The sequence below is a fragment of the Rhodococcus sp. 14-2470-1b genome, from assembly GCF_002259415.1.
Taxonomy (GTDB): Bacteria; Actinomycetota; Actinomycetes; order Mycobacteriales; family Mycobacteriaceae; genus Rhodococcoides.
In genome coordinates, this window is the sequence record NZ_NPFY01000012.1 from 141,252 (window position 1) to 154,821 (window position 13,570).

Genomic DNA, 13,570 nt, shown 5'->3' on the forward strand with positions numbered 1-13,570 from the left:
TAGTCGAATGTCCGCTGACGCAGTGAGGCCGCACCATGCGCGTGAAGAAGCTTGTCGCCACCATCGGATCCGTATTGACGGTCGCTGCTGGGTCGGCGGCGATGTCCACCGCCACTGCCACCACGGCGGCGGCGGATCCGGCGTCGTGCCCCAGCATGTACGTCGTCGCGATTCCGGGCACGTGGGAGACCAGTTCGGGCGCCGCGCCGCGGCCGGGGATGCTGACTGCCGTCACCGACCGCATCGCGAGCAGCGAGATCCGCACGGAGTACGTGTCCTATCCGGCGACGGCGTTTCCGTGGGAGGGCGGCATCTACGGCGAGTCGCGTGCAATCGCCACCGCCAACGCGGGCGGCATGCTGAAGTCGATGGCAGACCGTTGTGGTGCAACGAAATTCGGCATCATCGGATACAGCCAGGGGGCGGATGCTGCCGGAGACCTCGCGGCGTCGATCGGTACCGGCCTCGGCGTGGTTCCGGCGGACAAGGTCGTCGCGGTTGGGTTGATCTCCGATCCCAAGCGGTCCGACGCCGACGCGCTGGTCGGGCCCGAGGTGGTCGGCACCGGTGTCGGTGGGCCTCGGGTGGGCGGGTTCGGATACGTCAGCCCGGTCGTCCGTACGTTCTGCGCGGTCGGCGACCTGTATTGCTCGACGCCGAAGGACGACTACGTGGCGCGGCTCGCGGGTTTCCTTGCGGTGTCCTCGGATCCGAGCCCGGACGTGGCGGCGAAAGCGCAGCAGGATGCGCAGATTCTGCTCGGTGACATCGCGTCGGCCGGCGGGCTTCCGGTTCTGCAGGGGCAACTGTCGGACCAGGCGAACGAGCAGCGGCGCCGAGAGATCGAGGCGTTCTACCGCTCGGGGATCCACCAGGAGTACGCGTCGTACGCGGTGGATTCGAGCGGCGTGAGCGCAACGACGTGGCTGGCGAACTATCTCGTGGGTGCGTCGGGTACGTGATCGGCCGCATGCGCCAGCAGCGGCGTCGCCTCGGTGTGCAGCTCGTCCACCGAGCCGCTCCAGCCGAGTACTCGGACCGCTGCTTCCGCGACGACGCGGGCGTAGTCCTCTCCTGACGCGTCGCGGCCACTCTCGGCGTCGGCGCGGCCGTTGACAACGGTTTCGACGAGCCGGAACGGCAACTCCTCGGTGCCGGGCAGTGCGGCTGTCGTTTCGCGGAGAACATCCGCTGCAATCGAGGCGTACCGGTCCATCAGTGCGTGCCGGTGTGCCCGGAAGGTGTCGAAGCGAGGCTCGCGGATCTCCGGGAGTAGATACAGCGCACCGAGGTTCCAGTGAGATCGGCAGAGCTGGTCGGCGTCGAACAATGCGAGCGCGTACATCTTCACCGCGGGGGCCGCGTCGGAATCGGCGATGCGCTGTGCGACGGCCAGTGGACCGTCGACGGTTCCGCTGAGCAACAGGCTCAGCAACTCGTCCTTGTTGGCGAAGTGGTGGTACAGCGATGCCTGACGCATGCCGACGGCGTCGGCGATCATGCGCGTGGACGTGTTGGTGAAGCCGCGGGTGGTGAACAGCTCTGCCGCGGCGTCGAGTATTTCGTCGAGAGCAGTGTCTCCTGGCCGCTTCTTGGTACTGAGCCTTGGTCGGCCTGCGGTGGTCATGGGTCCATCCTGGCATCGACGACGCGGCCGTGAAGTTTCTGTCATTCGATAGAAACCTGCGAAACGTAGTTGTTTCATCGCCGTCACTCGCGGGGCACCTCGGGCCGGAAAACTATCGACTGACAGAAAAGCCCGCACCGGCAGCGCAGACGGGCGGTCATGCACCTTCCCGCAGTCACTCTTTCTCTCGAGGAGACATCCATGAGCTCGACTACTCTGCCCGCACCCGAAGGGTCCTCGCCACTACGCAGTGACCACTCCGATCTCGCGGAGCTCGGATACGAACAGCAACTGCACCGTTCGCTCGGCAAGTTCGCATCGTTCGCTGCCGGATTCTCGTTCGTCTCGATACTCACCACGATCTTCCAGTTGTTCGCCCTCGGCTTCAGTTTCGGCGGACCCGCGTTCTTCTTCACCTGGCCGCTGGTGTTCCTCGGTCAGTTCATGGTCGCGCTCAACTTCGCGGAACTTGCTGCCCGGTATCCCATTTCAGGCGCCATCTACCAGTGGGCGCGCAGGATGGGCGGAGAGATCGTCGGCTGGTTCGCCGGCTGGTTCATGATCATCGCGCAAATCGTCACGGCGTCGGCCGCGGCCATCGCTTTGCAGGTGGTTCTGCCGAGCGTGTGGAGCGGATTCCAGATCGTCGGCGACGATCCGGCACTGACGTCCCCCAGCGGTGCCACCAACGCAGTCATCCTCGGGTCCGTGTTGCTTGTCCTCACGACGACCATCAACTCGATCGGCGTGAACTGGATGTCGCGCATCAACTCGATCGGCGTCACGTGCGAGATCGTCGGCGTCATCGCCCTGGTACTCGTGTTCTTCACCCACGCACAGCGCGGACCCCAGGTCGTCCTCGACACCGGTGCCGCGGGAGCCGAACCCGGTTACATCTGGGCGTGGATCGTCTCGGGACTCATGGCTGCCTACGTGATGGTCGGATTCGGTTCTGCCGGTGAGCTTGCCGAGGAAACCCACAATCCGCGTCGGGTCGCACCCCGTACGATCAGGCTTGCGTTGTCCGCGTCGGCCCTCGGCGGTGGGCTGATGATCGTCGGCGCATTGATGGCGGCACCGTCGCTGACCGACGGCAATCTCGCGACGCTCGGCCTTCCCTATGTCATCGACTCCATCCTGACGTCGCCGTGGGGCACGGTCCTCTTGATCGATGTCGCCATCGCAGTCTTCATCTGCACGTTGGCCATCCAGACCGCTGCATCACGGTTGATGTTCTCCATGGCCCGCGACGGACGGCTTCCCGCGTCGGCCATTCTGTCCAAGGTGAACTCGAAGACCGGAACGCCCATTGCCCCTTCAGTTCTCATCGGATTGGCCTGTGTTGCAGTACTCGCGGTCAACGTCGGCAACGCCGCCCTGTTCACGACCCTCACCAGTGTCTGCATCGTGCTGATCTACCTCGCCTACATGATGGTCACCGTCCCACTGCTGGTCCAGCGCCTGAAAGGCTGGCCCCGCGGTGGAGTGCAGGTGGACGCCGAAGGAAAGAAACTCTTCACCCTCGGCTGGCTCGGCATCCCCGTGAACATCGCAGCCGTTCTGTACGGCGGACTGATGGTGATCAACCTGTCCTGGCCGCGTGCCGAAATCTTCAATCCCACTGGGGAATACCCGATTCTGCAGTGGGCCGCCCCACTGACCGTGCTGGCCGTCGTGGTGGTGGGCATCGCCTGCTTCCCCCGCGCAAAAGCACACCCACGACCCGTCACGATCGGAGCGTAGAACACATGAGCACAGCAACCACTCACGCCGCCAAGGAACATGCGCGCTCGCAGGCCGCTGAGGTCGACGCCCCTACCGGCCCCGACGGTGTGGAGCTCACCTGGGCCGAGACGATTCCCGGCGGCCGGTATTCCACCAAGGTCCTGGCCCGCGGGACACGGCTGAGGTTGCGCGACGTCGACGGCGCCGCCTGCGCCCATCTGCTGCTCTACCGCGCCGACGCGCCGTGGGAGAGACTCAATGCGGCCGACACGGTCAAGGTCCCCTGGCAGGCGTACATCACGACAGGGCATCCGCTGCTGTCGGATCAGGGCAGAGTCCTCGCCACCGTCGTCGCGGACAGTTCGGGCCGTCACGACGCGCTGTGCGGAACCACCTCGGCAGCAACGAATGCGGCGAAGTACGGGACAGGGGCCCTGCATTCCGCGTCGCCCGCGGGCCGCGAGATGTTCACCGTCGGAGCCGCCAAGAACGGCCTGGAGCCACGTGATCTCCCCCCGTCGATCTCGTTCTTCCACGGAGTGCGTGTCGACGCCGACGGAACACTCACCAGCACCGGCTCGGCCGGCCCCGGTACCGAAGTCGATCTGCTGATCCACCTGCCGGTCGTCGTGCTGCTCGCGAACACCGCGCACCCACTCGATCCCGCGGACTCGTTCGGCACGACGGCACTCGACGTGACCGCCTGGGATGCGTCGGAGGAGCTGCTCGCACTCCCGAACTCCGAACCGGAGTACGAGCGCGCGGTATGGAACACCGAGAGCGCCTGGACCGCGCTGAACCCGAAAGGTGCATGATGACAACGACACTCGGAGCGGTAGTCCTCGACCAGGTCGCCGACGCTCGTGGCCCGTGGTCGGCCATCGTGAAGGCGGGCGATGTCCTGACGATGATCGACCTGCACGGCAACCAGGCCGTGGACACGTTGCTCTACGCCGCCGACGATCACGCCGTCCGGTACTCGGCAGCAGCGACGGTCACTGCCCAGCGCAACCTGTTCCTCACCTCCGGAACCGTGCTGCGCAGCGATGATTCGTCACCGCTGATGACGATCGTCGCCGACGAGGTCGGTAATCACGACACCGTCGGCGGCGCCTGCTCGCAGGAGTCGAACACCCTGCGCTACGGCCACCACACTCGGCACCAGCACGCGTGCGTGGAGAATTTCCTGATCGAGGGAGCCAAGTGGGGACTCGGCAAGCGAGACATGGTGTCCAACATCAACTTCTTCATGAACGTGCCCGTCGACGCGGACGGCACACTCGGCATCGTCGACGGTTTGTCGGCGCCCGGGAAGTCGCTGTCCTTGCGCGCCGAGGTGGACACCCTCGTTCTGGTCTCGAACTGCCCGCAGATCAACAATCCCTGCAACGGGTTCGACCCGACGTCGGTTCGTATGGTGGTGAGCAGGCCATGAGCACCACCAAGATGACCGTCGTGCGGCCGGGCATGCTGACGACGGTGCAGGACTGGCCGGGACGCGTCGGCTACTGGAAGGTGGGGGTTCCTCCGTCGGGGCCGATGGACGATCTGTCGTTCCGCCTGGGCAATGTGGCCCTCGGGAATCCCGAGGGCGCCCCGGGCCTCGAGTCCGCGATGGCCGGCCCTGCGTTGACGTTCGACGCCGATACGTACGTGTGTGTCACCGGTGCGGACGCTCGTGTGCGGATCGACGGGACCGACGTGCCTCAGTGGCGGCCCGTCCTGGTCCCGGCCGGTGCGGTGCTGGACGTCGGACCCACCACGGGAGCAGGCCTGCGCGTCTACGTGACGGTGCAGGGACGGATCGAAGTCGAGGACTATCTCGGCAGCGCGGCCACGTTCACGCTCGGCAAATTCGGGGGCCACCGCGGCGGCACCCTTGCCGAAGGAGATGTCCTCGAGGTCGCCGGGGGCGCCGGTCGAGACGGCATTCGATCCATTCCCATGGAACATCGTCCCGTCCTGACGACGACGTGGGACATCGCGGTGACCGAGGGGCCGCACGGCGCGCCCGAGTTCTTCACCCGCGCGGACATGGACACCCTGTACGCGACGCGGTACGAGGTCCACTTCAACTCCGACCGCACGGGTGTGCGCCTCATCGGTCCCCAGCCGGAATGGGCGCGCGAGGACGGCGGTGAGGCCGGGCTCCACCCGTCGAACATCCATGACAACGCGTACTCGGTAGGCGCGCTCGATTTCACCGGTGACACCCCGATCCTCCTGGGGCCCGACGGCCCGAGCCTCGGCGGCTTCGTCTGTCCGGTCACCGTCGTTGCGGCCGAACGCTGGAAGCTCGGGCAGTTGAAGCCGGGGGACACCATCCGGTTCGTACCGGTGAAGGCCGCCCATGCGGCCGCACTCGGCGCACTGGGACTCGAACGCAGGGCATCGCTTCCGGTCGTCTTCTCCGCCGGCGGAGACGGGGACGACGGCGTCATCGCGCGCCGCGACGGTGAGACCGCGGTGACGTATCGGCGCTCCGGCGACGACAACGTGCTCGTCGAGTACGGAGACATGAAACTGGACCTCGCACTGCGCGCACGGGCACATGCGCTGCACCAGCGTATCGAAGCGATCGCCCCGAAGGGACTGCTGGATCTGACACCCGGAATCCGGTCGCTGCAGGTCAAGGTCGACCCGGACGTACTGCCGATCACGACGCTGATGGGGTTGCTCGACGACGTCGAATCCGACCTCCCCGCCGCATCGGAGCTCGTCGTTCCGTCTCGCACCGTCCGTATGCCTCTGTCCTGGGACGACCCGTCGACCCGCGAAGCCATCGCCCGCTACATGCACGGCGTCCGGTCCGACGCACCGTGGTGCCCGTGGAACATCGAATTCATCCGGCGCATGAACGGATTGGATTCCGTCGCAGACGTGTTCGACACCGTCTTCGCAGCCGACTACATGGTTCTCGGACTGGGTGACGTCTACCTCGGGGCACCCGTCGCCACCCCACTCGACCCGCGGCACAGGCTGGTCACCACCAAATACAATCCCGCACGTACCTGGACCCCGGAGAACGCCGTCGGAATCGGCGGGGCATACCTCTGCATCTACGGAATGGAAGGCCCCGGTGGTTACCAGTTTGTCGGCCGCACAACTCAGGTCTGGAACCACCGCTATTCCGGCGAAACAAAGTCCACAGGCTCCGGTCCTGCCTCCCCAGGACAGTTCCAACCCGAAAGCCCCTGGCTGCTCAGGTTTTTCGACCGGATTTCGTGGTATCCGGTCGAGCCCGAGGAACTGATGGATCTGCGCGCGGACACGGCGGCCGGGCGGGGTAACGGGGGAGTGGAGATCACCGACGGTGAATTCTCCCTTGCCGAGCACGACAAGTTCCTCGCCGCCGAACACGAGTCGATCGAGCAGTTCCGCACGATTCAGGCGGCAGCGTTCGATGCCGAGCGTGCTGCATGGTCGGCAGCGGGCGAGTTCAGCAAGAAGGAGGGGTCCCATGCAGCTGCATGACAGGATTCGTCAGGCGTACGAGCGAATTGCCGAGGTCGATCGTCCCGAGGTGTGGATCACGCTGCGCAGTGAGGCCGACGTTCTTGCCGATGCGGACCTCGTCGACGCATCGTTGCCCCTCGCGGGAATGCTCGTCGCGGTGAAGGACAACGTCGACGTCGCAGGGCTGCCGACGACGGCTGCGTGCCCCGAGTTCTCGTACGTGCCCGAGGTGTCCGCGACGGCGGTCACCCGCCTCGTCGAGCAGGGTGCTCTGGTGCTCGGCAAGACCAATCTCGACCAGTTCGCCACCGGTCTCGTCGGGACGCGGAGCCCGTACGGGACAGTGCGATGTGCGTGGGATCCCGAGCGAGTGTCGGGCGGTTCCAGTTCCGGCTCCGCCGTCGCGGTCGCGCTGGGAATCGCGGATATCGGAATCGGGACGGACACTGCAGGTTCGGGGCGCGTACCGGCGTCGTTCCACGGTCTCGTCGGGATCAAGACGACTCTCGGGATCGTTCCGACGACCGGTGTGGTCCCGGCATGCGTCGACTACGACTGCGTGACGGTGATGGCGACCGACCTCGACACGGCGACCCTGGCCACCCGCGTCATGGCCGGGTTCGACGACGCCGATCCACGCAGCCGGTCGTGGCCGGCGGACGTGAGACTGGCTGCGTCGCCGAGCCCGAGGGTGGCGGTGCCCCGAGCCGAAGACCTCGCCGCATTGAGTCCCGAGTACCGCGATGCGTTCGACAGAACGGTGGCCGGCCTGCGGGTACGGGGGATCGAGTACGACACCGTGGACATCTCGTCGCTTCTGGACATCGCGACGTTGCTGTACGACGGAGCGATTGTTGCGCAGAGGTATTCGGCGGTGGGAGAGTTCCTGGACTCGAATCCTGCGTCAGCGGACGCCACGGTGGCGCGCATCGTCTCCGGGGCCGCCGAGCCGTCGGCGCACCGGTACGTCGACGATCTGTCGACGATTGCCGCAGGCAAGCGCATCGCCGTGGGCCTGCTGGACGGGTACGACGGGCTTTTGCTGCCGACGACGACCGAGCACCCGACGATCGCTGCAGTACAAGCGGATCCGCTTGCCGTCAACAGGCGAATGGGGACGTTCACCAACTTCTGCAACCTACTGGACATGGCGGCCGTCGCGGTTCCCGGAGAATCGACCGGTGCCGGCGACCCGTTCGGAGTCATGGTCGTCGTACCGGGCTTCCACGATCAGGTAGCCGTGGACCTCGCTGCTGCGCTCACCTCGGCCCCGGCACCCGTCCTCGTCGCCGATGGCATCGATGTTCTCGTCGTGGGAGCGCATCTGAAGGGCTTTCCGGTGCACCACCAGCTGACCGATCGCGGTGCACGCTTCCTCGGCGATGTCCTGACGTCCGACGCGTATCGCCTGGTCGATCTGGGGACGACGCCGCCGAAACCCGGTCTGGTGCGGCATACCTCCGGCGCCGGGGCTGCGATTGCCGGGGAGTTGTATCGGATGTCCGCGGCGGGTGTGGGCACGTTCCTGGCCGGTCTTCCGGTTCCGATGGGTCTGACGCCGGTGGAACTGTCCGACGGCCGGTGGGTCACGGGATTCTGCTGCTCGTACGAGGCGGCCGGCGCGGGTGTGGACATCACGAAATTCGGTGGCTGGCGGGCGTACCGCGAGCGCACCCCTGCACCTGTATGAATCAGGTGCGACGGAGGAGGCCGTAGACCACGACGGCCGAGACGGCCATGAGGCCTGCGCTCCACACGGCGGCCAGGTTCAGGCCGTCGACGAAGCTCTGCGCGGCGAGTTCGCGCAGCATGTCGTTCAGTGGGGGTGGCAGTAGCTCGGCCACTGCCATTCCGCCGCCGACGGTTTCGGTGGCGGGTCCGGCGATGTCCGCGGGTGTTTCCGGAGGTACCTGGGCGGAGACGCCGTTGCGGTAGACGGTGGATCCGATGGTGCCGAGGATGGCGATTCCGACGGCACCTCCGAGCTCGGCTCCGGTCTCGGACAGTGCCGATGCGGCACCGGCCTTTTCGGGTGCGGCGGCGGTCAGGACGATGTCGGAGTTGAGGGTGGACGCGGCACCGACACCGAGGGTGATCAGGGACATTCCGGTGATCAGCAGCGGGATGCCGGAGTTCGAACCGACGAAGTGCAGAGCCAGCGAACCCACGGCGATGAGCACCAATCCACCGGCGATGATGGTGCCCGTCGGGATGATCTTGCTCAGCGTCGGGGAGAAGACGGCACCGACTGCCGCTGCCGCAGCGGGGATCAGCAACCACAGTCCGGCAGCCAGCGGGCCGAGGCCGACGAGGAGTTGGAGGTACTGCGAGGCGAACAGGCTGAAGCCGGTCAGTGCGAAGATCACCAGGAATTGCACCAGGACGGCTGCGCTGAACGCGCGTTCGCCGAAGAGTGTCACGTCGATCAGCGGGTCCTTGGCCTTGCGTTGCCGGAGGACGAACAGGAATCCGAGCACCAGCCCACCTGCCGCGGTGGAGACGGTGGCGACGTCGAAACCTTCCTGTGCACCGTGTTTGATCGCGTAGACGATGCCGAGCATCGCGACGATGGACAGGGCGACACTGATGGGGTCGAACTTGCCTGGCTCGGGGTCCTTGAACTCGGGAACCAGCAGGGGCGCCGCGACCAGGATCACGATCATCACCGGGATGTTGACGAGGAAGACCGATCCCCACCAGAAGTGCTCCAGCAGGAAACCGCCGATGACGGGCCCGATCGCCCCGCCGCCGGCGAAACCGGCCGTCCACAACCCTATTGCTTCCTTGCGTTGCGCCGGGTCGCGAAACATGTTGCGAATCAGGGACAGTGTGCTCGGCGCGATGGTGGCACCGCCGACACCGAGAAGAGCGCGGGCGATCAGGAGCATTTCCGGCGAGGTGGAGAACGCGGCCAGTACCGAGGCGGCACCGAACACGAGGGCGCCGACCATCAACAGTCGCCGTCGGCCGATCCGGTCACCTACCGACCCCATCGTGATGAGAAGTCCGGCGAGGAAGAACCCGTAGAGGTCCAGAATCCAGAGAGTCTGGTTGCTGCTCGGCTCGAGGTCGGCGGTCACCGCGGGCAACGCGAGGTAGAGCACCGAGATGTCCATCGAGACGAGCAGAATGGGTACGACGAGGACAGCGAGCCCCAGCCAGTCCTTCCGCGTCGCCTTCTCGTGCACGTCGCTCACGATTCCCCTTTGATCTGTTTCAGCCGATGCGGATGCGTTCATGACGGTACCGTCGGACTCGGTGGTTGCCGTACACCCCACCACTGGCGAAAGGGAGAATTGTGCTCAGTGATCTGAAGGTCGTCGCAACGATCGCCGCGAAACCCGAATCGGTGGACGTCGTCCGCGCAGGCTTGGCCGAACTCGCGGCGGAGTCACTGCACGAGGACGGCAACGTGTCCTACGAACTGTTCGAATCCGCCGCCGAACCGGGAACGTTCGTGACCATCGAGGTGTGGCGGTCCGAGGACGATCTGGACGCGCACATGAAGACCCCGCACCTACAGAAGGCGCTGAGCGAATTCGGCGAGCACTTGGCAGCCCCGCCCGCCATCCATCCGCTACGCGTGGTTCGGTAGCTCCGCAGTTCTTCCCTCGGTGCGCGTCGACGCCCGATACACGACGCCGGAGACGACGAGCAGCGCGGCGGTCAGCACCAACGCCAGCCAGCCGGTCGACGTCATCGACGAGTAACCGATCTCGCGAGCACCCGCCGCGGTGTACGCCATCGGCATGAAGGCCGACAGGTGTCCCCAGATCGCCGCGCTACTGGCCGAGGCGGCGCCGCAGACGACGACCTGGACGACGAGCAGCACCACGTTCACCGCCTGCCCGACGGCCGGTCCCAGTACCCGTTGGATGGCACCCGCAGCTGCGAGGTAGGCGCCTGCCGAGACGACGAGGAACGCTCCTGCTCCGATCAGGGCACCGATCGAGGCGTCGGGTGCGGTGAAGGCGAACGCGAGGGCTGCGCACGCGCCCACGGCTGCCACTGCGACGGCGGCGGCAACCCACCGCAGACGGGAGTCGCGGCTCAGGACTCGTACGAGGCTGACGGCACCGACCGCGCCGACGGCGACGAGTGCGGCGATGAGGTACGGAGCCACCGAGGTCGTGGAGCCGGATGTGCCGGAGGCTGCTGCCACGTCGGTCGAATCGCCGGTGGCGACAGCGTTCCCGCTGTTCAATTCCCCGCCGTTCAATTGCCCGCTGTTCAATTGCTTGGCGGTTGGGAGGCCGGCTGTTGCTTCCTGGACGTTGGTCTGGATGCCGCTGACGATGCCGGAGACCGGTTCCACCGCGGTCACGAGTTGATCGGTGCCGGCACGCAGTTGGCCGCCGCCGTCGTCGAGCTGTCCCAGCCCGTCCCGGAGCTGAACGGTGGCGTCGCCGATTTGGCTTGTGGCCGAGAGGAACTGGCTCGACGGGTCGTTGAGTTCCCCGGAAAGCTGGCGCGCTCCCGCCTTGAGTGTCTGCAACTGATCCAGAGTGTCGGGGCCGAAACCCTGGGTGTTCAGAGTGTCGATAACCCCGCGAATCTGGCCGGAGATGCCGTCGGATCCGGGGTGGGGGAACGCGTCGACCTGCTGCGCAGCGGCTTCGAGTGACGCGGTGAACTGAGCCTGCTGGGCACCGAATCCGGCGAGGGTGTCGACGACCTCGTCGACGCCTCCGCTGATCTGCGACGCGCCGTCACCGAGTTGGCCGATGCCTGCGCGGTACTCCACGAACCCGTCGGCGAGTTGGACCGTGCCGTCGTGTGCCTGGGTGATGCCGTCGGTGAGCTGCACGACTCCGTCGTTGAGTTGGTTGCCGCCGTCGGTGAGCTGGCTGACGCCTGCAGACAGGAAGCTCACGGGCAGTCCGGCTTCCTGCAGGTTCTTCCGCGAGGTGGCCAGCGGATCACCGGTGGGAGTGTCGGTCGGGGCCTCGGCCGTCGACGCAACCGTGGTCGGCTGGGTGTCCGCAGTCAGGTCGACGCCGGCGCCGAGCGCGAACGAACCGGCAGCCACCAGCGGAAAAGCGATGGCGAGAAGTGCGACGGACGGCCGACGAGCGAGACTGAATTTACCCATAGTGATCCTGAGGCTAACTGCCTTCCGCGGGCCGGTTGACCAGCCGACGAGCGGAAACGGCGTCGAAACCGTCTCTGAACTGCCTGTTTAAGAGGTCTATGAGGATTCCAGCGCGCTACCGGTTGCGTGGAAGCAGGTCCCAGACGTGGTGGGTTTCGTTGACCGACGACACGGATCTGGTGCCGTTGCGCGAGAACAGCACTCGGGTGATGGAGCAGTAGTCGATGGGGAAACCGAGAGCTTTCGGAGTGCCGAGGATGTCCTGGAGGAAAATGTTGATGACCCCGCCGTGCGCGAACAGGGCGACGGTGTCGGTGTGTTCGATTCCGTCGACCGCGGCCGCGATACCGCCGAGGACTCGGGCGCGGAAGGCGGCCTCGTCGACCTGCTCGGGCAGATGGCCCGCCTTGATGCGGTCGAACGCGTCGCGGAGCTCGGTGCGCGCATCTTCGATGGGGATGTAGCCGCCGAAGTCGCGGTCGTATTCGGTGATTCTGTCGTCGGTGCCCAGGTCCAGTCCCAGTTCGGCCGCCACCGGGGTACCGGTCTGCACTGCCCTGAGCTGAGTGCTCGCGACCGTCCGGGTGATGGGGAAGCGGGACAGGGCATCGGGCAGGCGACCGGCCTGCTCGCGGCCGAGTTCGGCGAGGGGCGGATCGGCGGATTCGTCGGATCGCAGGGGGAGCGCGTGTCGAATCAGGATCAGCTGCACACGATCACCTAACCACGAGCGATCTACCGCTGCGGATCACCATCGTCCGGAAAGCATGCACCTGCCCGGCTGCCGTCCTGCCGGACCACACCATGCCGATCCGTCGTCTCGCCGCGGGATCGGAGATCTTCACCTCGACGACCTCGGGACCCAGGCCACGGGATCGAGGCAGGATCGAGATGCCCAGGCCCGCCCCGACCAGGCCCCGCACGGTGTGGATGTCTCTGCCTTCGAATTCGATGTCCGGCGCTATCCCGGCGTCGGCCCACAGGTCTTCGCAGATCGACCGCATGCCGTAGCCGTGACCCATCGCGATGTAGCTGTCGCCTGCGGTGTCCCGGACGTGGACCGATCGCGCACGTGCCAAACGGTGGTCGGCGGGTACGACGAGAACGAGTCGCTCGTCGTAGAGCTGGAACGAGTTGTCCTCGGTGTGTTCGGCGCTGAGCGAGACGAACGCGAGATCGGCCACGCCGTCGTCGAGGCGGTCCAGGCACCGGGCCCGAGCGCCTTGATCCAGGTCGAACGTCACCGCCGGATGGTCACCGCGAAATTGCTTGATCAGCGCGGGGACGATGTCCTCGCCGAGAGTGTTCTGGAAGCTGATGGCGATGCGGCCCCGGGCGTTCGCGTCGTGTTCGCCCGCGGCGTCGAGGCCGGCTTCGAGGTCCACGGCGACGCGTTGAAGGTACGGGACGAGGATTCGGCCCGCGGTGGTCAGCGCGATACCGCGTCCGCTTCGTTCGACGAGGCGTACCCCGAGGATGCTCGACGCCCGGGCGATCTGTCGGCTGACGGTCGGTTGCGGCATGCCGAGGAGGTCGGACGCCTCGGTCATGTGTTCGGTCTCCGCGACCGCGAGGAGTGCCGGAATCAGTGGAAGCAGGTGACGGGCCTCGTCGCGCATGACCGAATCATAATGCCAATGCATGAGTGACGGAGTGTTCATGCATTGGAC

The 13,570-nt window shown here is 66.2% G+C and carries 12 protein-coding genes; 7 read left to right on the forward strand and 5 right to left on the reverse strand.

What is annotated here, in order from left to right; all coding sequences use genetic code 11:
* Window positions 1-35: 35 nt before the first annotated feature.
* On the forward strand, window positions 36-962 hold the full coding sequence (locus CH293_RS10610; protein ID WP_094720155.1) for a cutinase family protein: 927 nt from the start codon (window positions 36-38) through the stop codon (window positions 960-962).
* Here the strand turns inward: CH293_RS10610 and CH293_RS10615 are convergent.
* Window positions 935-1,627, reverse strand: coding sequence for a TetR/AcrR family transcriptional regulator (locus CH293_RS10615; RefSeq protein WP_094720156.1), 693 nt, complete (start codon window positions 1,625-1,627; stop codon window positions 935-937). The genes CH293_RS10610 and CH293_RS10615 overlap by 28 nt on opposite strands.
* Before the next feature lie 201 nt (window positions 1,628-1,828).
* Here CH293_RS10615 and CH293_RS10620 point away from each other — a divergent pair, with 201 nt between their 5' ends.
* From CH293_RS10620 to atzF, 5 genes are read left to right on the forward strand one after another with little or no spacing between them, the layout of a single operon-like run.
* A complete protein-coding gene (locus CH293_RS10620) occupies window positions 1,829-3,370 on the forward strand; it encodes an amino acid permease (protein ID WP_037104043.1) in 1,542 nt (513 codons plus the stop codon).
* A 5-nt stretch (window positions 3,371-3,375) separates the two neighbouring features.
* Window positions 3,376-4,167, forward strand: coding sequence for an urea amidolyase associated protein UAAP1 (locus tag CH293_RS10625; protein WP_094720157.1), 792 nt, complete (start codon window positions 3,376-3,378; stop codon window positions 4,165-4,167).
* The gene (locus CH293_RS10630; protein WP_176459970.1) at window positions 4,167-4,787 is read left to right on the forward strand and encodes an urea amidolyase associated protein UAAP2; all 621 of its coding nucleotides are present in this window, start codon (window positions 4,167-4,169) and stop codon (window positions 4,785-4,787) included. The genes CH293_RS10625 and CH293_RS10630 overlap by 1 nt, the downstream gene beginning before the upstream one ends.
* Window positions 4,784-6,826, forward strand: a complete 2,043-nt coding sequence (locus CH293_RS10635; RefSeq protein ID WP_094720159.1) for a 5-oxoprolinase/urea amidolyase family protein — start codon at window positions 4,784-4,786, stop codon at window positions 6,824-6,826. Before CH293_RS10630 ends, CH293_RS10635 begins: the two co-directional genes overlap by 4 nt.
* On the forward strand, window positions 6,813-8,498 hold the full coding sequence (gene atzF / locus CH293_RS10640; protein WP_255122793.1) for an allophanate hydrolase: 1,686 nt from the start codon (window positions 6,813-6,815) through the stop codon (window positions 8,496-8,498). The genes CH293_RS10635 and atzF overlap by 14 nt, the downstream gene beginning before the upstream one ends.
* A 1-nt stretch (window position 8,499) precedes the next feature.
* On the opposite strand, the gene CH293_RS10645 is transcribed toward atzF, so the two are convergent.
* Window positions 8,500-10,005, reverse strand: a complete 1,506-nt coding sequence (locus CH293_RS10645; RefSeq protein WP_037104246.1) for an MFS transporter — start codon at window positions 10,003-10,005, stop codon at window positions 8,500-8,502.
* 101 nt (window positions 10,006-10,106) lie between these two features.
* On the opposite strand from CH293_RS10645, the gene CH293_RS10650 reads away from it, so the two are divergent.
* The gene (locus tag CH293_RS10650; protein ID WP_094720161.1) at window positions 10,107-10,403 is read left to right on the forward strand and encodes a putative quinol monooxygenase; all 297 of its coding nucleotides are present in this window, start codon (window positions 10,107-10,109) and stop codon (window positions 10,401-10,403) included.
* Here CH293_RS10650 and CH293_RS10655 read toward each other — a convergent pair.
* The 3 genes from CH293_RS10655 to CH293_RS10665 all read right to left on the reverse strand — a co-directional run bounded on the left by CH293_RS10655 (window position 10,386) and on the right by CH293_RS10665 (window position 13,519).
* Window positions 10,386-11,900 (reverse strand): phage infection protein, encoded by a 1,515-nt coding sequence (locus CH293_RS10655; RefSeq protein ID WP_094720162.1) that lies wholly within the window; start codon window positions 11,898-11,900, stop codon window positions 10,386-10,388. The genes CH293_RS10650 and CH293_RS10655 overlap by 18 nt on opposite strands.
* A gap of 115 nt (window positions 11,901-12,015) precedes the next feature.
* The gene (locus CH293_RS10660) at window positions 12,016-12,612 is read right to left on the reverse strand and encodes a histidine phosphatase family protein (protein ID WP_037104064.1); all 597 of its coding nucleotides are present in this window, start codon (window positions 12,610-12,612) and stop codon (window positions 12,016-12,018) included.
* A 4-nt stretch (window positions 12,613-12,616) separates the two neighbouring features.
* Window positions 12,617-13,519 carry a LysR family transcriptional regulator gene (locus CH293_RS10665; protein WP_241483574.1) on the reverse strand — a complete coding sequence of 301 codons (903 nt, stop codon included), beginning with the start codon at window positions 13,517-13,519 and terminating at the stop codon, window positions 12,617-12,619.
* Window positions 13,520-13,570: the final 51 nt, after the last annotated feature.

What these genes read in the sequence shown, in the direction of transcription:
- CH293_RS10610 (WP_094720155.1), top strand. Translation starts at nt 36, where the DNA reads ATGCGCGTGAAGAAGCTTGTCGCCACCATCGGATCCGTATTGACGGTC.
- CH293_RS10615 (WP_094720156.1), bottom strand. Translation starts at nt 1,627, where the DNA reads ATGACCACCGCAGGCCGACCAAGGCTCAGTACCAAGAAGCGGCCAGGA.
- CH293_RS10620 (WP_037104043.1), top strand. Translation starts at nt 1,829, where the DNA reads ATGAGCTCGACTACTCTGCCCGCACCCGAAGGGTCCTCGCCACTACGC.
- CH293_RS10625 (WP_094720157.1), top strand. Translation starts at nt 3,376, where the DNA reads ATGAGCACAGCAACCACTCACGCCGCCAAGGAACATGCGCGCTCGCAG.
- CH293_RS10630 (WP_176459970.1), top strand. Translation starts at nt 4,167, where the DNA reads ATGACAACGACACTCGGAGCGGTAGTCCTCGACCAGGTCGCCGACGCT.
- CH293_RS10635 (WP_094720159.1), top strand. Translation starts at nt 4,784, where the DNA reads ATGAGCACCACCAAGATGACCGTCGTGCGGCCGGGCATGCTGACGACG.
- atzF (WP_255122793.1), top strand. Translation starts at nt 6,813, where the DNA reads ATGCAGCTGCATGACAGGATTCGTCAGGCGTACGAGCGAATTGCCGAG.
- CH293_RS10655 (WP_094720162.1), bottom strand. Translation starts at nt 11,900, where the DNA reads ATGGGTAAATTCAGTCTCGCTCGTCGGCCGTCCGTCGCACTTCTCGCC.
- CH293_RS10665 (WP_241483574.1), bottom strand. Translation starts at nt 13,519, where the DNA reads ATGCGCGACGAGGCCCGTCACCTGCTTCCACTGATTCCGGCACTCCTC.